The organism is Mesorhizobium sp. DxT (assembly GCF_058448885.1).
In genome coordinates, this window is record NZ_JBZFLJ010000003.1 from 119,546 (window position 1) to 139,076 (window position 19,531).

Consider the following 19,531-nt stretch of genomic DNA (forward strand, 5'->3'; position numbering starts at 1 on the left):
CCGGCTGCCTTGGGCGCGCGGGGACGCGCCCAAGGCTGGCTGGGTCAGCCGACGGGAGCGTTGTCGTCGCGCTTGATCGCGATGATCGAGGAGCGCGGCAGTTTGCCCTCGCCGTCCGGGAAGGGTGCGGCCGGATGCTGGATTCCGACGAACATCGTGCGCCTGTCTGCCGACCAGCAAAGACCCGTCACCTCGGATCCGTTCGGGCCGGTCAGGAAGCGTTCGATGCGTCCCGTGACAGGGTCGCCGGCCAGCATCTGGTTGTTGCCCTGTCCCGCGAACTCGCCTTCGTTGGAATCGTCGCCATCGGTCTGGATCCAGATCAGCCCGGTGGAATCGATCGCCATACCGTCGGGCGAGTTGAAGAGGTTGCCTTCGTTGACGTTCTCGGAGCCCGCATAAGGCCCTTCGTGAACGGTCGGGTTGCCGGCCATGACGTAGAGGTCCCATTCGAACGTGTCCGACGCATGGTCGTCATCGGCTGGGCGCCAGCGAACGATCTGGCCGTATTCGTTGGCCTCGCGTGGGTTCGGCCCGCCGACCGGCGTCCAGTCGCCGCCTGCATTGGCCCTGACGCCGCGGCGGCTGTTGTTGGTCAGCGCGCAATAGGCTTCGCAGGCGAGCGGGTTCACAGCGACCCATTCTGGCCGGTCCATCGTCGTCGCGTTGACCCGCGAGCCGGCGGTGCGCGTGAAGATGGCGATTTCGGCCGCCGACATGCCGGTTGCTTCCGGCGTCAGGGCAATCCATTTGCCCGTCATGTCATCGTCGAAGCGGGCCACGTAGAGCTGGCCTTCGTCCAGCAGCGTCGAGGTGTCGCCGCCCGGCACATAGATGTCGCGCGAGACGAATTTGTAGATGAACTCGCCGCGCTCGTCGTCGCCCATATAGACGACCACACGACCGTCGGGCGCGAGCGTTGCGGCGGCGTTCTCGTGCTTGATGCGGCCGAGCGCGGTGCGCTTTACAGGCGTGCTTGCCGCGTCGGTAGGGTCGATCTCGACGATCCAGCCGGCGCGGTGCGGTTCGTGGGGGTTCTTCGACGTGTCGAAGCGCGCATCCCATTTGTGATAGTCGTAGCCCCAGCCTTCCGGGGCAATGCCATAGCGCTTGTAGCCTTCGGCGGTCAGCCCTTCGAGCTGGGTGTCTCCCGTGGCGCCGAAATAGCCGTTGAAGTTTTCCTCGCAGGTCAGATAGGTGCCCCAGGGTGTCCTGCCGGAACCGCAATTGTTGAAGGTGCCAAGGCTTTCCGTGCCGGTCGGATCGGCCTCGGTCTTCATCAGGTCGTGGCCGGCGGCCGGCCCCGCGATGCGCATCGGCGTGTTGTGCGTAATGCGACGGTTGAACGGGCTGTCCTTGACCACGGACCAGTTGCCGTCGGTTTCGCTGATCTCGAAGACGGCAACCCCTTGCAGGTTCTGCAGCTTCAACACGTCCTGCGCGTCGCGTGGTACGCCGTCCGTGGCCCCGGGCAGGTTGATGTCGTTATTGGTGTATTCGTGGTTGACCGCGATGACCTGCTTGCCGCCGATCACGAACAGCTCCATGCCGTCCGTGTTCTCGCCGAAAATCTTGTCGGCATCGGCAACGGAACCGCCGGTCGCATGGTCAAGCTCTGCCACGCCGGAAAACAGCGGGTCGCCCCAGCTTACCAGACGCTGCCAGCTATAACCTTCCGGTACATGCACCGTGTTGTCGGTGGAAATCGGGATCGGCTTGAAGGCAAAGCGCGAATCCTGTGCCGCACGGGCGGGAAGGGAATTGAGAATGCCGGCACCCATGACGGCCGCGCCCGATCCGAAGGCGAGCACGCCGCCCAGAAAGCCGCGCCGCGAGATTGCCCGTTCCACGACGCGGTCGAACTCGTTTTCCTCCGGACGCGGGAAGTTGATCTCGTCCCACTCGTCGAATGTCGGTCTTTCATGCTTCGTGTCGGTCATAGTTGGCTCCCTTCGTATCTGGTGGCTTGCAACGAAGCTCGGCGCGTACGCCGGAGCTTGTTGTGTTTGCCTACCCGGCCGGCCACACAGATTGATGACAGCCCGATGAAAAGTGCAGTCGGCTTTTCTCGACATGGCTCGACGCCGCAGCTATAAGCCCGCCGACCGAAGGAACCTCTTCACATGGCCGAAACGATCGAAAAGGCGGTGTCGCGCCGCCGCACCTTCGCAATCATTGCGCACCCCGACGCGGGCAAGACGACGCTGACCGAAAAGCTGCTGCTGTTCGGCGGCGCGATCCAGCTTGCCGGCGAGGTGAAAGCGAAGAAGGACAAGATCCAGACGCGTTCCGACTGGATGAAGATCGAGCGCGAACGTGGCATCTCCGTCGTCACCTCGGTGATGACGTTCGAATATGGCGACAACGTCTACAACCTGCTCGACACGCCGGGCCACGAGGACTTCGCCGACGATACCTACCGCACGCTGTCGGCGGTGGATTCGGCCGTCATGGTCATCGACGCCGCCAAGGGCATCGAGCCGCGCACGCTCAAGCTGTTCGAGGTCTGCCGGCTGCGCGACATTCCGATCGTTACCTTCGTCAACAAGATGGACCGCGAGGCGCGCGACACTTTCGAGATCCTCGATGAAATCGAGCAGAAGCTGGCGCTCGACACCGCGCCGATCACCTGGCCGATTGGTCAGGGCAAAACTTTCTCCGGTACCTACCACCTTGCAGACAATGCCGTCCGGCGCGGCGACGACGAGGTCGAGCGCACCAAGGTCAACGGTCCGGATTCCAATCGCGTCGCGGGGCTGCTGCCTGAAAACGAGCGGCCGGCCTTTATCGAGGAGCTGGAGCTGGCGCGGGAGGCCTGCAGGCCGTTCGATCTTGCCGCATTCCGCGAAGGACACCTGACGCCGGTCTTCTTCGGCTCGGCGCTGCGCAATTACGGCGTGCGCGACCTGATCGAGGCGCTGGGCGCATGGGCCCCCGCACCGCGTGCCCAAGAGGCGGATTCACGCCGCGTCGAGGCGACCGAGGGCAAGATGACCTCCTTCGTCTTCAAGATTCAGGCCAACATGGACCCCAACCACCGCGACCGCATCGCCTTCGTGCGCGTGTGTTCGGGAACGCTGCAGCGCGGGATGAAGGCCAAGCTGGTACGCACCGGCAAGGCGATGAGCCTGTCCGCGCCGCAGTTCTTCTTTGCCCGGTCGCGCATAACCGCCGACGAGGCCTATGCCGGCGACGTTGTGGGCATCCCCAATCACGGCACGCTGCGCATCGGTGACACGCTGACCGAGGGCGAGGAAATCCTGTTCCGCGGCGTTCCGAACTTCGCGCCGGAAATCCTGCGCCGCGTACGGCTCGGCGACCCGATGAAGGCGAAGAAATTGAAGGAAGCCTTGCAGCAGATGGCCGAGGAAGGGGTCGTTCAGCTATTTTCACCCGACGATGGCTCGCCTGCCATGGTCGGCGTGGTCGGCGCACTGCAGCTCGACGTGCTCAAGGAGCGCCTGAACGTCGAATACGGACTGCCCGTCGACTTCGAGATGGCGCGCTTCACCGTCTGCCGCTGGATCTCGGCCGACAGCAGGGCGGAGCTTGAGCGTTTCGTCGAGGCGCATCGCGGCGACATCGCCCGCGATCTCGACGGCGATCCGGTCTTCCTGGCCCCACACGAATTCGGCCTCAACTACGAGGCCGAACGGTGGAAACAAATCCGCTTCGCTGCGATCAAGGACTATCAGGTCCGCGACGCGGCGTAGCCGAAGACAGCATTGAATGCCCTGCGCGGGGGCGTGGCTACTCAGCCGGCTGGCGCATGCCTGTTGCCCTGGCGACACCGTCCCCGCTGAAGATGATCCAGCCGAACAGCAGAACGCCGGCAAACACGATCAGCGACCCCATGGCCACGATGGGTTCCGCGCCCGGATTGCCTGCAAGCAGGACGTAGAGCGCGGGGATCATGATCACGATGCCGATCACGTAGATGGCGTATTGCAGCAAGGGCAGCCTGCCGGCGGCCTTGAGCGGGTTGACCGCGTAATAGGTGCCGAACAGCGCCGAAGTCACCCAGCCGAGCAGGTTGAGATGGGCGTGCGCGCCCATGACCCCGTGGTTGCCCGAGATCGACATGTGAAGGCCGATGCCGATACCTATGATGAGAAAGAGGATGGCCGTGCGAAAATACAGCGTAGCAAGAAATGGCATGATGTTCCCCAAATGGCAGCAGGGGCGATCCTTTGCACCTCTGATGGTCGAGGCCGTGTGATCGCAACGCAATAGCGTTCGGCCTGTACTGCCACTCCAGCCGATGCGCCAAATCTACGCCTATCCCGCTTTCGCGACAATCGGGCCGGGTGCGGGTGGACGACTATTTTTGGTGGATTGATTGTCCAGATGCGGTATGCCCTTCAGCTAAGTCAATGCTGAGCAAACCATTCCTGAACGGACGGCATAATCGCTCGTTCCGTTCTACAAATCGTCGCAATTTGCCGCGTCAACTCTCGTCTTGCGCTGCCATTGCATTATGATCAGCACAACAGCCATTGAGGAGAAACGCCATGGGCCTTCGCATCAACGATACCGCACCGGATTTCACGGCCGACACAACGCAGGGACAGATCAGCTTTCACGACTGGATCGGCGACGGCTGGGCCGTGTTGTTCTCTCATCCGAAGAACTTCACGCCCGTCTGCACGACGGAACTTGGCACGATGGCCGGTCTTGAGGGCGAGTTCCGCAAGCGCGGCGTCAAGATCATCGGTATCTCGGTCGATCCCGTCGAAAGCCACGCCAAGTGGAAAGACGACATCCGGACGGCTACGGGTTTCGCTGTCGACTACCCGCTGATCGGCGACAAGGACCTGAAGGTCGCAAAGCTCTACGACATGCTGCCGAGCGACGCCGGTGACAGCGCGGAGGGCCGCACGCCGGCCGACAACGCCACCGTGCGCTCGGTCTACGTGATCGGCCCCGACAAGAAGATCAAGCTGGTGCTCACCTACCCGATGACCACCGGGCGCAATTTCGACGAAATCCTGCGCGCGATCGATTCGATCCAGCTTACGGCCAAGCATCAGGTGGCGACGCCGGCCAACTGGAAGCAGGGCGAGGACGTGATCATCACCGCAGCGGTTTCCAACGAGGACGCCACCAAGCGTTTCGGCTCCTACGAGACGATCCTGCCCTATCTGCGCAAGACCAAGCAGCCCTCGGCCTGACTTGCGCAAGCGCCAGGTCATGAATACGGCGGCGATGGATGCCATCGCCGTCGTTTCTGTGACGGGATTGCGATGGCGGACAGGCTCGGGCATGATCCGAAACCGTCAGACATTGCCGGATCGATCACTCGGGGGACCTATTGCAAGCCGCAACTCGTGCCGTAACGGGCATCACGCGCCGCGCCGCCATCATCATGGCGGCATTCGTGTTTCTGGCGGGTTGCACGACGCAGACCGTCATGCAATCGGCTGTGGCACCGCTGCCGTCGGAGAAATACGCGGCCATCGTCGTTGATGCCAATAGCGGGCGGGTTCTTTACGAAGACAACGCCCGCGAGCCGCGCTACCCTGCGTCGCTCACCAAGATGATGACGCTCTACATGCTGTTTGAGGCTATGGACAGCGGGCAGCTCAACGTGATGACGAGCATACCGGTTTCCGCCTACGCAGCCGGGCGACCGCCGTCCAAGCTCGGTTTGAAGAAGGGCGGGAGCATAGACGTTCGCTCGGCGATCCTTGCGCTTTGCGTGAGGTCCGCCAATGACGTCGCTTCGGCCGTTGGGGAGCATCTCGGCGGCACGGAGGAACGCTTCGCTGCGATGATGACGGCCAAGGCGCGTTCGCTGGGCATGCGCTCGACAACGTTCCGCAACGCCTCCGGCCTGCCGGACGCCGAGCAGCAGACAACCGCGTACGACATGGCGATCCTTGCCATGTCGTTGCGCAAGCGCTTTCCCCATTACTATCACTATTTCAGCAACCGCGAGTTTGCCTATGCCGGCAAGGTCATTCGCGGCCACAACGACCTGCTGGGGCGGGTTGCGGGCGTTGACGGGCTCAAGACCGGCTATATCCGCGCGTCCGGCTTCAACCTGGCAACGTCGGTCGGGCGCGGCGGGCGGCGCATCGTCGCCATTGTAATGGGCGGCAAAAGCGCGGCCGTCCGCAACGAACATATGGAACAGTTGATCGAGGTCTATATGCCGCGCGCGTCGCAGGCGAGCGCCTCGCGCTGAGGAGACATGATGAAGCGGTCTGAAGTGAATTCCATCCTTGCCGATGCGGATGCCTTCATCCGGTCCCACGGTTATGTGCTGCCGCCATTCGCCTACTGGTCGCCTGAGGAGATGAAGGCGCGGCGCGCCGGGATCGGCGGCATTGTCGATGCGCGCCTCGGCTGGGACATCACCGACTACGGCACGGGCGATTTTGCCTCGACCGGCCTGTTCCTGTTTACCGTGCGCAATGGCAACGCAGCCGACCTGGCCCACGGCCGGGGCATGCTCTATGCCGAGAAGATCATGATTTCGCGCAAGGACCAGCTCGCGCCGATGCATCGCCATGACGTCAAGGCCGAGGACATCATCAACCGGGGCGGCGGCAAGCTGGCGCTCAAGCTCTACATGTCTGCGCCAGACGGCTCGATCGACAAGACGGCCGAGGTTAAGGTGCCCACCGACGGTGTGGTGCGCACGCTGGAACCCGGCGGCATCCTTAAGCTCCATCCCGGCGAGAGCGTGACGCTGCTGCCCGGCGTCTGGCACGCCTTCTGGGCCGAGGGCGATGACGTGCTGATCGGCGAGGTCTCCACCGTCAACGACGACGAGACCGACAACGTCTTTGCGGAGCCGATCAAGCGTTTCTCGAAGATCGATGAAGACGTCGAGCCGACCCACCTGCTCGTCTCGGACTATCGAAGGTGGCTCGACTGACGAGCAGGCCACACGGAGGAGGCCATGTCGGAGATCGCCCATCTGGCGGCAACGCTGTTTCGCAAGGTCGCCGGCCGAAAGCGGATTGTGGTGGCGATCGCCGGGCCGCCGGGTTCGGGAAAGTCGACCTTCGCGGAAGCGTTGATGCCCTTGCTGCCCGAAGGAACGGCCGTGACCGTACCGATGGACGGCTTCCACTATGACAACGCGGTGCTGGATGCCCGCGGTTTGCGGGCCCGCAAGGGGGCGCCGGAAACCTTCGATTTCGATGGCCTGCGCCATCTGCTGGAACGCCTGCGCGGTGCCGATGGGGATGTGACCGTGCCACTGTTCGATCGCAAGGCCGATCTTGCCCGCGCAGGCGCGGCGATTGTGCCGGCGGAGGCCCGGTTCGTTCTCGCGGAGGGCAACTACCTGCTGCTCGACGAAAGCCCCTGGTATGGGCTTGGGCCGCTTTTCGACTACTCCGTCTGGCTCGATGTGCCGATGCAGGAACTCGAACGTCGGCTGGTGCAGCGCTGGCTGGACCACGGGCATTCCCAGGAGGAGGCGCGCAATCGTGTGTTCTCCAACGACCTGCCCAATGCCGAGCGCGTGCTCGCCTCCCGCCGTCCACCCGACAAGACCATCAGGAACGGCTGATAGTCAGGCGTTGTAGTTCGAGCCCTCCTCGTCGAGGATAAGCCTGAGCTCCTGCAGATGGCGGCCGGCACTGTCGACGGGATAGCGGTCCATCTGGCTGGCCACCGTTTCGGCGACCGTGTCGGAAAGGATACGCAGCGGCCTGCCTGTCCAAAGGGCCTTGATATAGGTCTCGCAGGCGCGCTCGAAATAATAGAGTCGGTCGAACGTATCGCCCACAGTGTCGCCGATGACCAGCACGCCGTGATTGCCCATCACCATCACCTTGACCTTCGGATCGGCGAAAAGCCTGGAGCAGCGTTCGCCCTCCTCCTCGAAGGCGAGGCCGCCATAATGCTCATCGACCACCACGCGGTCGAAGAACGTCGCTGAATTCTGGTCGATGGGCGGCAGCCGCGAGTCGGCAAGCGAGGCAAGCACCGTGGCGTGCACGGAATGGACATGCATCACGCAGCGCGCATGCGGGCAGTTGCGGTGGATCGCGCCGTGCAGGCCCCACGCGGTCGGGTCGGGCGCGTGCGGCCGGTTCATCGTTTCGGGATCGTCGGCGTCGATCAACAAGAGATCACTCGCCCGGATGCGCGAGAAATGCATCTGGTTCGGATTGATGAGAAGCTGCGTGCCCTTTTCGTTCACCGCCAGCGAAAAGTGATTGGCCACGGCCTCGTGCATGTTCAACCGGGCGGTCCAGCGAAAGGCCGCCGCGAGATCGACGCGCTCTTCCTGAAACGGAAGGTTCGACCGGTTGCGTTCGGAAAGCTGGGTGACGCTCATTTCGGGATGCTCCGCTGGTTCGGCGCAAGCATGGCCCGATCAGGCCTCTGCCGCAACCTTCCGGGCCGGTTCCAGGCCACCCTGCTCAAGAATAAAGCCCACGACGGCGTCGAGGCCGCGTCCGCGCGATAGGTCGGTGAAGCCGAAAGGCTTGCCCTTGCGCATCCGTCCTGCATCGTCCGTCATCACGTCGAGATTAACGTTCACATAGGGCGCGAGGTCGGACTTGTTGATGACCAGGAAGTCGGAGCGGGTGATGCCCGGCCCGCCCTTGCGCGGGATCTCCTCGCCCTGGCAGACCGAGATTACGTAGAGGGTGATGTCGGCGAGGTCAGGTGAGAAAGTTGCCGCCAGATTGTCGCCACCCGATTCGATGAAGACGATGTCGAGATCGGGAAATTTTCCGCGCATCTCGGCGATCGCCTGCAGGTTGATCGAGGCATCCTCCCGGATGGCGGTGTGCGGGCAGCCGCCAGTCTCCACCCCCATGATGCGGTCTTCCGGGAGCGCCTGAAGCCGCGCCAGCATCAGAGCGTCTTCCTTGGTGTAGATGTCGTTGGTGATGACGGCGATCGAGAAATCGTCGCGCAGCGCTTTGCAGAGCTTTTCTGTCAGCGTCGTCTTGCCGGAACCGACCGGTCCGCCAATGCCGATGCGCAAGGGGCCGTTGGGTGAGGTCATGTGGCTACTCCTTGAAAGAGCAGGAGGGTTAAGCCCGCACCGATCAGCAGGCAGAGCGGTGAGAAATAAAGCCGGTCGTTGCGGGCGAACGGCATTTCCGGCGTGATCCGCCGCCAGGCGGGTGTGAATCCGGCGATGCCGCGTCCCAGGAAGACGAGGGCGGCGCCAAGCCCGCCCAGCCATATGAGTGCGGCCGGCAGCGGCAATGTGACGATGCCGGCCAGAGCCAGCGCGATCAGGGCCGCGACGGCAAGTGCGGCTGCCACGCCAAAAGCCGCAGGCGGCGAGGGCATGCGATCGATGCCCTTGAAGCCGGCAACGGCCCGCGCGCAGGATTTCTCGTCCGTTCCCGGCCAGACCCCACCAAGGCCCCAGTAGACATGCAGCGCAGCAAGCAGGCCCAGCACCAGCGCAATGAGGGCGGCGACCAGGGTCATGAGCGAAACAGTCGCGAATATTGCGTTTCGTGGTTCATCGCCGCGATCTCGACGACGAGCGTCGCCGAACCCAGATCGTCGAGCGAGGAGAGTGAGGCACGCGCGGCGGTTTGCGCCACCGTCGTTTCGAGCCCGGCGAGTATTGCGACCGCGTCGCTCTGGCCGATGACCGATAGCCGGATCGCGGCCTGGATCATGTTCGATGCGAAGGCCTGGAGATATGCGGCAAGCGCGCTTTCCAAGGGCACGCCCTGTGCCCCGGCCACGGCGCCGACGGCGACGCAATAGGGGCAATTGGCTGGCAAACGATCGGCAACGTCTGGTTGCCATGCTGCCGCCGATGTGAGGAAGGCCGCACCCTGGAGCGTCGATTCCAGATGCCGTTCTGCGGAGCCGGCCATCGCTTCGGCAAGTTCGGCGACGTCGATTAGCGAAGCCCCGTTGGCGGAAAGGCGAAAGCTCTCTGCCAGCAGCACCGCGTCGTTCCAGCCGGAACCCTCGGCCAGCAAGGTGGCGATCCACTCGGCGAGGTCGGCTCCGGTTTCGACCAACCCGTCATGAACGGCGCGCTCCAGGCCGTGGCTGTAGCTGAACGATCCGACGGGAAATGCCGGCGACAGCCATGCCATCAGTCGCAGCAGCGACGCCGTCCCGCGTTCAGGCATGGTTGTGCCCGTAATGCGGGTCGCCGGGAAGGCGTCCGAATTTGTCGGCTTCGCCATGATGATGGTGGTCGTGTCCGTGCGAATGGCCGGAATAGGCGCCGCGCACGGGGTTGAAGGGCGCAACGACGTCCTTGACCGTCGCGCCGAGCCCTTCCAGCATCGCCTTGATGACATGGTCGCGCAGGATGAGAATGCGCCCGGTCTCGATCTGCGCGGCGAGATGGCGATTGCCGATGTGCCAGCACAATTCGGCAAGGTGCAGCGCATTGCGAGGGGCAATCTCGTAGACCTCCTCCTCGGCCGCGACGATCCGCGCCGTGCGGCTATCGTCGAGCACCAACAGGTCGCCGTCTTCCAGCGCCGTGGGCTCCGGCAGGTCGACCAGCACCTTTTCGCCGCCGGCAAGCTCGACCACCCGCCGGCGCAGATGGCGCTCGTCATGTACAAGCACAACGCTGTCGAACGGCGCCGTGCCGGTTGCCGCCTCGGCCGCGCGGACAAACGCGCCTGCGCGCGGCAGCTTGGTGAAATCCTGATTGATCTGCAGCTTCACGCGGCCTCCTCGCGGGCTTTCGCACGCGCCAGTGCGGGGCGGGCAAGCACCCTGTCGAAATAGGCATTGACCCGGTCCGAGGCCACGTCGAAGCGGGCGCTGCGTGCCCACTGCCCGCAATGGCCGAGAATCACGTCAGCAGCGGTGAAGCGGTCGCCCATGGCGTATTCGTGCTCGCCGAGACGCAATTCCAGCGCGCGTATCTCGCGGGTGAATTCCGCTGTCGTCCAGGGTCCGACATCGACCCGCTCTTCCTCGGCCAGCAGCATGCGGTGCTTAAGCTTGTTCCACAGCGGCGCCTCGAGTTCCGACTGGGCGAAGAAAAGCCAGGCGTTGAGGTGGGCGCGCTCGGCCGGCGTCTGCGGCGCCATGCCTTTCTCGGGATGCTTTTCGGCGAGATAGGCGCAGATCGCCGCGGAATCCGTGACCACCACGTCGCCATCGATCAGCGCGGGCGCCTTGCCCGAGGGATTGTAGCGGCGCATCTCGTCAGTGTGCTGCTTGACCTTGAGAATGCTGTAGGGCTGGCCGAGCTCCTCCAGCATCCAGGTGACCCGGATGAGGCGGGAACCCGGCGATCCGACGGCCTGGTACATGCTTTGTCCTCCCTTGCGTTGCGAGCGCTTCAGAACTGCTCGATTCGCTCGGGATGCACAATCTCGATCCGGCGTTCGACGAGGTGCGGCGCGCTGGCATCGCGCCAGGCGAGGAGATGCGGCTGCTTCGAATGGGCGGTGAGGTCCTCGCGCGTCTCCCACTGCTCGATGAAGACCAGTTTCTCGGGGTCTGCGAGGCTTGCGAACAACTCGTAGGAGATGCAGCCCTTCTCCTTGCGGGTTTCTGCCATGCAGGCTGCTGCGGGTTCGCGCAGAGCCTCCAGTGAACCGGGCTTGATGGTGAGCGTGGCGACGACGTAGATCATGGCTGGCAGCCTCCCTGTGCATTTCGGCCGGCACGCTAGAACAGAAAATAGCGTTGCGCCATCGGCAGCACGGTCGCGGGCTCGCAGGTAAGCAGTTCACCATCGGCGCGCACCTCGTAGGTCTCCGGATCGACCTCGACATACGGAGTAGCATCGTTGAGCACCATCGAGTGCTTGCCGATGCCGTCGCGCGTATTCGCGACGGCCACCATGTTCTTCTCGACACCCAGCCTCCTGCCGAGATCGAAGTCGAGCGCAGCCTGGCTGACGAAGGTAACGGACGAGTTGGTGACCGCCTTGCCATACGCCGCGAACATGGGGCGATAGTGCACCGGCTGCGGCGTCGGGATCGAGGCGTTGGGATCGCCCATCGGCGCGGCCGCGATCGAGCCGCCGATCAGCACCATGTCCGGCTTCACGCCGAAGAATGCCGGATTCCACAAGACGAGATCGGCGCGCTTGCCGACTTCGATCGAGCCGATCTCGTGGCTGATCCCGTGGGCGATCGCCGGGTTGATGGTGTATTTGGCGATGTAGCGGCGGGCGCGGAAATTGTCGTTGTCGCCGCTCTCCTCCTTCAGCGCGCCGCGCTGGCGCTTCATCTTGTCCGCGGTCTGCCAGGTGCGGATGATGACCTCGCCGACGCGGCCCATCGCCTGGCTGTCCGACGAGATGATCGAGAATGCGCCCATGTCGTGCAGGATGTCCTCCGCCGCGATCGTTTCCTTGCGGATGCGGCTTTCGGCGAATGCGATGTCCTCGGGAATCGAAGGCGAGAGGTGGTGGCACACCATCAGCATGTCGAGATGCTCGGCGATGGTGTTGTGGGTATAGGGGCGGGTCGGGTTGGTGGATGAGGGGATCACGTTTGAAAGCCCGCACACCTTGATGATGTCCGGCGCATGGCCGCCGCCCGCGCCCTCTGTGTGGAAGGCATGTATCGTGCGGCCCTTGAAGGCCGCGACCGTATCCTCGACGAAGCCGCTCTCGTTGAGAGTGTCGGTGTGGATCATCACCTGCACGTCGTAGTCGTCCGCGACCGAAAGGCAGTTGTCGATCGCCGCCGGTGTCGTGCCCCAGTCCTCATGAAGCTTCAGCGCGCAGGCCCCGCCGAGGATCATCTCCTCCAGTGCGGCCGGCAGCGATGCGTTGCCCTTGGCCGACAGGCCGAGGTTCATCGGAAACGCGTCGAACGACTGGATCATCCGCCCGAGATGCCAAGGGCCGGGCGTGCAGGTCGTCGCCAGCGTGCCATGGGCCGGGCCGGTGCCGCCGCCCAGCATCGTGGTTACGCCCGACATCAGCGCCTCCTCGATCTGCTGCGGACAGATGAAGTGGATATGCGCGTCGAAGCCGCCGGCCGTCAGGATCCTGCCTTCGCCGGCGATTGCTTCGGTGCCCGGCCCGACGACGATGGTGACGCCCGGCTGGGTATCCGGATTGCCGGCCTTGCCGATGCCGGCGATGCGTCCGTCCCTGAGCCCGATATCGGCCTTGTATATGCCGGTGTGGTCCAGCACGAGCGCATTGGTGATAACGGTATCGACGGCGCCGTCGGCGCGGCTCGCCTGGCTCTGGCCCATGCCGTCGCGGATCACCTTGCCGCCGCCGAACTTCACCTCTTCTCCATAGACGGTGAAGTCCTTCTCCACCTCGACGAACAGTTCCGTGTCGGCCAGCCGCACCTTGTCGCCCGTGGTCGGGCCGAACATGCGGGCATAGGCGGAGCGCTGGATTCTTGCGGGCATGGGCTGTTTTCCTCGGATCAGTGTGCTGTCGGCGGAGCCGTAAAAGGTATTTGGCGAAGGCGTCCGGCGGCTTGCACATTGCCGCCACCAAATGACCCCGAAAAGGTCGCTGCGTTCATGAAACCGGAGCCGGGCCCATGCATTTCCCCGGTGGCCGCCTCGACGCGGCCGCTCCGAAAGAAGGGACAAACCCGAACGGAATGAAAGGTACGATCATGAAACGCATTCTTGGCCTCACCACCGCCGCTCTTATGGGTGCTTCGGTTCTCGCCGCTCCGGCCCTTGCGGAGAGCAAGATGGACCTCTCCGGCGATGCCGGCGCGACCACGACGATGCCGGACGTCGATACCGGCACCACGGCCGCGATCGATGGGAATTTCGAATCCGCGCTGACGGCGATCGGCGCCGGCTCGTCCAACGCACAGGCGATCGGTACGCTGAGCGAGGTCGACACCGTCAAGGTTGTCAGCGTCAGCGATCTGGAAGGTCACGAGCAGGCCGCGCTCGACCAGGCCGTGAGCCAGAACAGCGACAGCGTGGATGAGCTGCGCACCTCGATCGGCGCCAATGCGGCGCTCAGCGAGGAACTTCGCAGCCAGGGCGTCGACACCTCGGCGGTGGTTGCGGCCCAGATTGAAGCGGATGGTCAGGTTACCGTCTACGTGATGTGATTGTCGCTTACTTTCATCGGCCGGCGCGAGCTCGATCTCGCGCCGGCCGACTGATGCGCGACGATCCGTCGGTTTCGCTGTGCCGACCGTTTGTGTAGGCTTGGCCTGAACCAAATGCGCCGGTCGCGCATTGATGAGTCTGGTTCGGGCGCGATCAGCCCGATCAAATGAAAGGGAGCCTGACTTTTGCCATTCACGATTGCCTCCGACAGGCCGAACTGGCTTCATGCCGTATTCGCGACTGCCTTTCTCCTCGCATCTGCGCCCAATGTCGCACTGCTCGCACAGGGTCTGGATTCGGAGGAGGCCATCGACACCATCGTCGGTTCTGATGTGAAGACGGGTGAAAGCAAGACGGCCGCCGATGAAGAGCGCATTCTGGCGGCGATCGAGAAGTCGACCGACAACGCCGCGGACGTGCGCAAGCGGTTCTCTATCGATGATGTGGAGATCGTCTTCCTCCCGGATCTTGGCGAGGAAGAAACGGCCGTCGAGGCGAAGATGGAAGAGTACAAGGACGACGTCGCCGTTCTGCGCGAAGCTATCCAGGGTAGCGCGATCTTCTACCATGCCATCGATTCGCGTTCTGTCCTGCTCACCGACGTCATCGCCCTCGAATTTCACGACCAGAACGCCGTGACGATCTTCGTCGCGGGCGGCGAGCCCTGATAATACGAAGGCAGGGCTGGCCGCCTGTCCGCTCATAGCGGGCCCATTACCTGCTGCCTGAAGCCATAGACCTGGCGTTGGCCGCCGAGCGGCACGAGGGTGACGTCGCGCTCCTGCCCGGGTTCGAAACGAACGGCCGTGCCGGAGGCAATGTCGAGACGCATTCCGCGTGCCTTTTCCCGATCGAAGCGCAACCCCTCATTTGTCTCGAAGAAGTGGTAGTGGCTGCCGACCTGGATCGGCCGATCGCCGCTGTTTGCCACCTTGATCGTCACTGTCGGCTGGCCGGCGTTGAGTTCGATCTCGCCCTCTGCGGTGATTATCTCGCCCGGTATCATTGACGCCTCCCTCAGCCGCCGATAGCCAGCCAGACACCGCCCAGCGCCGTCAAAGCGCCAGCGATACGCGTGACCGTGCGGCCGGCATCGCCGCCGAAGAGCCTGCCGACAAATAGACCCGCGGCCACGCCCGCAGCGTGAAGCAATCCCGTGGCGATGGCAAAGCCGGCAGCATAGGCATAGGCGCCCGCCTCGCCGATCTCCCCGCCATGGGCGTGCCCGTGGAAGAATGCGAAGAAGCCGACCATGGCCATCGCCGCCCCGGTTGGCACGTTGAGCGCGATCGCTGCAAGCAGCCCGATGACGACCACTGAGGCGAGAATTACCGGCTCCACAAATGGCAGCGGCGCGCCGGCCATCGCGGCGACAAAGCCGGCGAGCATGGTTCCCACGAAGGCAAGCGGGACCAGCCACAAGGCTCGGCCGGAAAGCAGTGCTGCCCACAAGCCGACCGCGACCATGGCAAGGATGTGGTCGGTGCCGAACAGCGGGTGCGAGAAGCCGGCCATGAAAGAGCCGTGCTCCGTAGGGTCGAGGTGGGCGAGAGCCGGACTTGCGCTCGCGATGAAGGCGAATGCCGCAAGCGATGCGATCCTAGTTCTGGTCATAGAGTATTCCCCTGGTTTGTATCTCGATGAAACCTCGTTATGCGGCGTCCTTCGGCGCGCAGCCATCCGCCTTGAGCACGCGCTGCGTCGATGCAGGGAAGCGTGAAAGCTTGTCGGCGGGCCGGATCGGACGGCGAACGAGTTCGCCCCCGCAATTCGGGCAGACGCCGCCGAGCACGTCGGAGGCGCAGCTTGCGCAGAAGGTGCATTCGAAGGTGCAGATCACGGCGTCCCGTGTCTCGGCTGGCAGGTCGCGGTCGCAACATTCGCAGTTGGGGCGCAGTTCAAGCATCGCGAACTCCTAGCGGATCGGTTCGTGCACGGTGACGAGCTTGGTGCCGTCAGGAAAGGTCGCTTCCACCTGCACGTCGTGGATCATCTCGGCCACGCCCTCCATCACCTGTTCCCGCGTCACGACATGCGCGCCGGCCTCCATAAGGTCGGCAACGGTGCGGCCGTCACGGGCGCCTTCGACGACGAAATCGGTAATCAGGGCGATCGCTTCGGGATGGTTGAGCCTGACTCCGCGCTCCAGCCGCCTGCGGGCCACAATGGCGGCCATGGAAATCAGCAGCTTGTCTTTTTCACGCGGCGTCAGGTTCATCGTTCTCCACCCTTTAAAGTGACCAGGTTTTAGGCAGGCCTGCCTGTCCGTTGAGCATCGCGACAAGCGGAACCAGCCGCTCGCGCAGGGCGTAACCGTCGGTTGCGACCAGCCTCGCAAGAAGCTTGCCAGTCGAACCGACCTGCCATGCCGACGCGCCGCCGGCACCGTCGACGATGGTCCGCACCGCGTCGAGATGGGCGGCAGCCGCAGGGCCCACGAGAAGGACGGTGGCGCAGGCTCCAGCGCCGCCAAGCCCGGCCTTCCGGCCGATTGTGGCCGCGACATCGGGGCCGATCGCGAAGTCTTCGGCGTGAACCAATCGATCTCCGCAGCGCACTCGCCAGCAGTCGCGGAAGATCGCCGTCCGAACGGTTTCGCCCATCGCCCGCCGCCCGAAGATGGTCGCCTCGACGAGCAATGCCTCGGCATCCTCGGCAAGGGTCACATCGAGCGTGCGACGGAAAGCGGAGCGGTCGTAAACGATCGTCTCCTGAGGCAGCCATGCGACCCGCGCGCCCGATCTGCCCACGACTTTGCAGGTAACTTCGGCATGCCCCGCCGTGGTCCGGTAAACCTTTTCGCAGGCCTGGGTGGTGACGGTGACGGCCGTATCTTCGCCGGCTTCGATGTCCCATGCGAGCCGATCGCCGCCGGTCAGGCCGCCGGCAGTGTTGATCAGGATCGCTTCCAGTGGGCCGTCCCCGCGCGCCGGTAGCCGGATTTTGGCGGCGCCTTCCTGATAGAGCCTTTCCAGGCGGGTGGTGCCATCGCGCCGTCGCGCCGACAATCCACCGCTTGCCGATACGCGTTGCAGCTTGGCCTGCTCGAGGCGGGGTTGCAGTTGGTTCATCCGATGCGGGCTCCTTGCCGCAAAATGAAAGCAACGCTCGTGCCATTTGCGCCGCTGCCGGGCATTGTCGCCAGGGACACTTGTTGCGCAAGGGCGAATGGGTTCTTATAGAGGTCACAGGTGCGTGGAGAGGCGCATGCAAGGAGTTTTGCCCCGTTTGCGGGCACAGTCTGGTTTGGGGGTAGCGGAATGAGTGACGAACTGGCGGCGACAATCATCGAAAAGATCAAGGCGCACGCCAGCCCTGATGCAGGCGAGGTCACGCTGGCCACGGACCTGACGGAACTCGGCATCCATTCGCTGGAACTGACCGAGATCATATTCGACCTCGAGGACGAGTTCGGTATCGAGATCGAAATGAGCACGGTCGATGCCTGGTCCAATCTCTCGAATGTCGGCGATATCGTCGAAGCCGTGCGCGGCCTGATCCAGCAAAAATCCTGACATGGCCAGACCGCGGATCGTCATTACCGGCCTGGGCGGCGTCTGCGCGCTCGGCACCGACGTAGCGGCGATTTGGGACGCCATGCGTGCCGGCCGCTCGGGCATCGGCCCGCTGACGACGGTTCCGCTGCATGATCTCAAGGTGAATACGGGCGCCGAGATAAAGACGTTGCCAGAGCACGGCATCGAGCATCGCCGGCTCGTCACCATGGACCGCTTCAGCCTGCTTGCGGTGATCGCCGCGCGTGAGGCCGCCGCACAGGCGGGCCTTGGCATCGACGAGAACAACACCCGACGCGTTGGTGCCGTCATTGGCGCCGGCGTTGCCGGCTGGGAAACCATCGAAGACAATTACCGGGGCATCCTTCTGGATGGTCGGCCGCGCGCCAACATATTCTCCGTGCCGCGCGCCATGACCGGCGCACCCGCCGGTCAGGTCAGCATGGATCTCGGGCTGCGCGGGCCTGTCTACGGCGTGAGTTCCGCATGTTCCACCGCCAATCACTCGATAAGCAGCGCGGTCGACCAGCTTTTGCTCGGGCGCGCCGATGTGATGCTGGCGGGGGGCACTGAAGCGCCGCTGGTCTGGGGCATCCTCAAGGGTTGGGAAGCGTTGCGGGTTCTTGCCAAGGAGACATGCAGGCCGTTTTCCGCCGATCGCGAAGGTCTGGTGATTGGCGAGGGCGCCGGTGTCGTCGTTCTGGAGACGCTCGACCACGCGCTGGCGCGTGGCGCGACCATTCTTGCAGAATACGCGGGTGCGGGCATGTCGGCCGACGCCACCGATATCGTCGCCCCCACTGTCGACGGGCCGACGCACGCGATCCGCAACTGCCTCGAGGATGCCGGGCTCGCGCCCGAAGACGTCGATTACGTCAATGCGCACGGCACCGGCACGAAGGCAAATGACCAGATAGAAACGCAGGCGATCCGTGGTGCCTTTGGGGCGGCGGCGGATCGGCTATCGGTTTCGTCCACCAAGTCCATGCATGGCCACTGCCTCGGTGCGACGGCTGCGATCGAACTGATCGCATGCGTCAAGGCGATCACGGACGGGGTCGTGCCGCCGACTGCAAATTATCGTGAAGCCGATCCGGCCTGCGACCTCGATGTGACGCCCAACGCGGCGCGGCAACGAGAGATACGCGCCGCAATCAGCAATTCTTTCGCGTTTGGAGGCACCAACGCGACTGTTGCCGTAAAGGCATACCGTCCCTGAAACGGTGTCAGGAAGCCGGTCCCGGTTGCCTTGTATCGGCAAGCCGGCTCGCTATCTAAAACCGGTTATCCTCTCCCGCCGCGTTCTGTGGCACCACCGTAACAGGGACGTTCCCATGACCGATCTTTCCGGCTTCCAGGTCGCCACGCGTTGGCCGGCCCGGGACATAGACAGGCTGCAGCTCTATTCTTTCCCCACGCCCAACGGCGTGAAAATCTCGATAGCGCTGGAGGAACTGGGCCTGCCCTATGAGGCTCACCTGATCGACATCACCAAGAACGAGACCTGGACGGACCACTTCCTGTCCCTCAACCCCAACGGCAAGATCCCGGCAATCGTCGATCCGGATGGGCCTGGTGGCAAGCCACTGGCCCTGTTCGAATCCGGGGCGATCCTTCTTTATCTCGCCGAGAAGACCGACCGGCTGATCCCGGCAGATTCGGCAGGCCGCTACGAGACGATCCAGTGGGTCTTCTTCCAAATGGCGGGCGTGGGACCGATGTTCGGTCAGCTCGGTTTCTTCTACAAGTTTGCCGGCAAGGAGATCGAGGACAAGCGGCCGCTCGAGCGCTACGTCAACGAATCGAAGCGCCTGATGGGTGTGCTGGAGGCGCGATTGAAGGGTCGCGAGTGGCTCATGGGGGAAGAATACACCGTTGCCGACATAGCGACCTTCCCATGGGTGCGCACGCTGCGCGACTTCTATGAGGCTGACGAAATTATCGGGTTCAACGACTTCCCCGAAACGATCGCGTGGCTGGATCGATGCCTGGCGCGGCCGGCAAGCCAGAAGGGCCTCACCATACCCGCGCGCGGGTAG

General features: G+C 63.8%; 25 protein-coding genes. 10 read left to right on the forward strand and 15 right to left on the reverse strand.

Annotated elements, in window-relative coordinates:
* Positions 1-44 precede the first annotated feature (44 nt).
* Positions 45-1,940 carry a PhoX family protein gene (locus ACVJNE_RS07710; protein ID WP_499564407.1) on the reverse strand — a complete coding sequence of 632 codons (1,896 nt, stop codon included), beginning with the start codon at positions 1,938-1,940 and terminating at the stop codon, positions 45-47.
* 183 nt (positions 1,941-2,123) lie between these two features.
* On the opposite strand from ACVJNE_RS07710, the gene ACVJNE_RS07715 reads away from it, so the two are divergent.
* Positions 2,124-3,713, forward strand: coding sequence for a peptide chain release factor 3 (locus ACVJNE_RS07715; protein WP_368801505.1), 1,590 nt, complete (start codon positions 2,124-2,126; stop codon positions 3,711-3,713).
* Between the two features lie 37 nt (positions 3,714-3,750).
* Here ACVJNE_RS07715 and ACVJNE_RS07720 read toward each other — a convergent pair whose 3' ends face one another.
* Positions 3,751-4,158 (reverse strand): hypothetical protein, encoded by a 408-nt coding sequence (locus tag ACVJNE_RS07720; protein WP_173188411.1) that lies wholly within the window; start codon positions 4,156-4,158, stop codon positions 3,751-3,753.
* A 353-nt stretch (positions 4,159-4,511) separates the two neighbouring features.
* Between ACVJNE_RS07720 and ACVJNE_RS07725 the strand changes: the two genes are divergently transcribed.
* The 4 genes from ACVJNE_RS07725 (at position 4,512) to ACVJNE_RS07740 (ending at position 7,525) form a co-directional block, all read left to right on the forward strand.
* Positions 4,512-5,171 carry a peroxiredoxin gene (locus ACVJNE_RS07725; protein WP_173188410.1) on the forward strand — a complete coding sequence of 220 codons (660 nt, stop codon included), beginning with the start codon at positions 4,512-4,514 and terminating at the stop codon, positions 5,169-5,171.
* 140 nt (positions 5,172-5,311) lie between these two features.
* The gene (locus ACVJNE_RS07730; protein WP_499564410.1) at positions 5,312-6,187 is read left to right on the forward strand and encodes a D-alanyl-D-alanine carboxypeptidase family protein; all 876 of its coding nucleotides are present in this window, start codon (positions 5,312-5,314) and stop codon (positions 6,185-6,187) included.
* A gap of 9 nt (positions 6,188-6,196) precedes the next feature.
* Positions 6,197-6,883, forward strand: coding sequence for a D-lyxose/D-mannose family sugar isomerase (locus tag ACVJNE_RS07735; RefSeq protein WP_499564412.1), 687 nt, complete (start codon positions 6,197-6,199; stop codon positions 6,881-6,883).
* Between the two features lie 24 nt (positions 6,884-6,907).
* Positions 6,908-7,525 (forward strand): nucleoside triphosphate hydrolase, encoded by a 618-nt coding sequence (locus tag ACVJNE_RS07740; protein ID WP_499564414.1) that lies wholly within the window; start codon positions 6,908-6,910, stop codon positions 7,523-7,525.
* A 3-nt stretch (positions 7,526-7,528) separates the two neighbouring features.
* Here the strand turns inward: ACVJNE_RS07740 and ACVJNE_RS07745 are convergent, their stop codons facing one another.
* The 8 genes from ACVJNE_RS07745 to ureC are packed head-to-tail and all read right to left on the reverse strand — an operon-like array spanning position 7,529 to position 13,305.
* Positions 7,529-8,299, reverse strand: coding sequence for a class II aldolase and adducin N-terminal domain-containing protein (locus ACVJNE_RS07745; RefSeq protein ID WP_499564415.1), 771 nt, complete (start codon positions 8,297-8,299; stop codon positions 7,529-7,531).
* 39 nt (positions 8,300-8,338) lie between these two features.
* Positions 8,339-8,980: an urease accessory protein UreG gene (ureG, locus tag ACVJNE_RS07750; protein ID WP_499564417.1), complete on the reverse strand. Its 642-nt coding sequence runs from the start codon at positions 8,978-8,980 to the stop codon at positions 8,339-8,341.
* Positions 8,977-9,417 carry a DUF3995 domain-containing protein gene (locus ACVJNE_RS07755; protein WP_499564419.1) on the reverse strand — a complete coding sequence of 147 codons (441 nt, stop codon included), beginning with the start codon at positions 9,415-9,417 and terminating at the stop codon, positions 8,977-8,979. Before ACVJNE_RS07755 ends, ureG begins: the two co-directional genes overlap by 4 nt.
* Positions 9,414-10,082 carry an urease accessory protein UreF gene (locus ACVJNE_RS07760; protein ID WP_499564421.1) on the reverse strand — a complete coding sequence of 223 codons (669 nt, stop codon included), beginning with the start codon at positions 10,080-10,082 and terminating at the stop codon, positions 9,414-9,416. The genes ACVJNE_RS07755 and ACVJNE_RS07760 overlap by 4 nt, the downstream gene beginning before the upstream one ends.
* On the reverse strand, positions 10,075-10,635 hold the full coding sequence (ureE, locus tag ACVJNE_RS07765; RefSeq protein ID WP_499564423.1) for an urease accessory protein UreE: 561 nt from the start codon (positions 10,633-10,635) through the stop codon (positions 10,075-10,077). The genes ACVJNE_RS07760 and ureE overlap by 8 nt, the downstream gene beginning before the upstream one ends.
* The gene (locus ACVJNE_RS07770; protein ID WP_444726957.1) at positions 10,632-11,231 is read right to left on the reverse strand and encodes a glutathione S-transferase family protein; all 600 of its coding nucleotides are present in this window, start codon (positions 11,229-11,231) and stop codon (positions 10,632-10,634) included. The genes ureE and ACVJNE_RS07770 overlap by 4 nt, the downstream gene beginning before the upstream one ends.
* Positions 11,232-11,260: 29 nt before the next feature.
* Positions 11,261-11,557 (reverse strand): putative quinol monooxygenase, encoded by a 297-nt coding sequence (locus ACVJNE_RS07775; protein ID WP_379013908.1) that lies wholly within the window; start codon positions 11,555-11,557, stop codon positions 11,261-11,263.
* Between the two features lie 35 nt (positions 11,558-11,592).
* Positions 11,593-13,305: an urease subunit alpha gene (ureC, locus tag ACVJNE_RS07780; RefSeq protein ID WP_499564425.1), complete on the reverse strand. Its 1,713-nt coding sequence runs from the start codon at positions 13,303-13,305 to the stop codon at positions 11,593-11,595.
* A 215-nt stretch (positions 13,306-13,520) separates the two neighbouring features.
* On the opposite strand from ureC, the gene ACVJNE_RS07785 reads away from it, so the two are divergent.
* Both ACVJNE_RS07785 and ACVJNE_RS07790 read left to right on the forward strand, forming a co-directional pair.
* A complete protein-coding gene (locus ACVJNE_RS07785; protein WP_499564427.1) occupies positions 13,521-13,976 on the forward strand; it encodes a hypothetical protein in 456 nt (151 codons plus the stop codon).
* 186 nt (positions 13,977-14,162) lie between these two features.
* A complete protein-coding gene (locus tag ACVJNE_RS07790) occupies positions 14,163-14,645 on the forward strand; it encodes a hypothetical protein (RefSeq protein WP_173188403.1) in 483 nt (160 codons plus the stop codon).
* A gap of 32 nt (positions 14,646-14,677) precedes the next feature.
* Here the strand turns inward: ACVJNE_RS07790 and ACVJNE_RS07795 are convergent, their stop codons facing one another.
* Genes ACVJNE_RS07795 through ACVJNE_RS07815 form a run of 5 tightly spaced genes read right to left on the reverse strand, consistent with a single transcriptional unit; the run spans position 14,678 to position 17,048 of the window.
* On the reverse strand, positions 14,678-14,983 hold the full coding sequence (locus tag ACVJNE_RS07795) for an urease subunit beta (protein WP_173188402.1): 306 nt from the start codon (positions 14,981-14,983) through the stop codon (positions 14,678-14,680).
* An 11-nt stretch (positions 14,984-14,994) separates the two neighbouring features.
* The gene (locus tag ACVJNE_RS07800) at positions 14,995-15,591 is read right to left on the reverse strand and encodes a HupE/UreJ family protein (RefSeq protein ID WP_499564429.1); all 597 of its coding nucleotides are present in this window, start codon (positions 15,589-15,591) and stop codon (positions 14,995-14,997) included.
* A 37-nt stretch (positions 15,592-15,628) separates the two neighbouring features.
* Entirely contained in the window at positions 15,629-15,883 is a 255-nt protein-coding gene (locus tag ACVJNE_RS07805; RefSeq protein ID WP_499564431.1) for a DUF1272 domain-containing protein, read from the reverse strand.
* A gap of 9 nt (positions 15,884-15,892) precedes the next feature.
* On the reverse strand, positions 15,893-16,195 hold the full coding sequence (locus tag ACVJNE_RS07810; protein WP_499564433.1) for an urease subunit gamma: 303 nt from the start codon (positions 16,193-16,195) through the stop codon (positions 15,893-15,895).
* A gap of 13 nt (positions 16,196-16,208) precedes the next feature.
* Entirely contained in the window at positions 16,209-17,048 is an 840-nt protein-coding gene (locus ACVJNE_RS07815; RefSeq protein ID WP_499564435.1) for an urease accessory protein UreD, read from the reverse strand.
* Positions 17,049-17,237: 189 nt separating this feature from the next.
* Between ACVJNE_RS07815 and ACVJNE_RS07820 the strand changes: the two genes are divergently transcribed.
* From ACVJNE_RS07820 to ACVJNE_RS07830, 3 genes are all read left to right on the forward strand, one after another.
* Positions 17,238-17,492, forward strand: coding sequence for an acyl carrier protein (locus tag ACVJNE_RS07820; RefSeq protein WP_173188388.1), 255 nt, complete (start codon positions 17,238-17,240; stop codon positions 17,490-17,492).
* A 1-nt stretch (position 17,493) separates the two neighbouring features.
* On the forward strand, positions 17,494-18,711 hold the full coding sequence (locus tag ACVJNE_RS07825; RefSeq protein ID WP_499564437.1) for a beta-ketoacyl-[acyl-carrier-protein] synthase family protein: 1,218 nt from the start codon (positions 17,494-17,496) through the stop codon (positions 18,709-18,711).
* 115 nt (positions 18,712-18,826) lie between these two features.
* Complete coding sequence (locus tag ACVJNE_RS07830; RefSeq protein ID WP_499564439.1) at positions 18,827-19,531, forward strand: glutathione S-transferase N-terminal domain-containing protein; 705 nt, start codon at positions 18,827-18,829, stop codon at positions 19,529-19,531.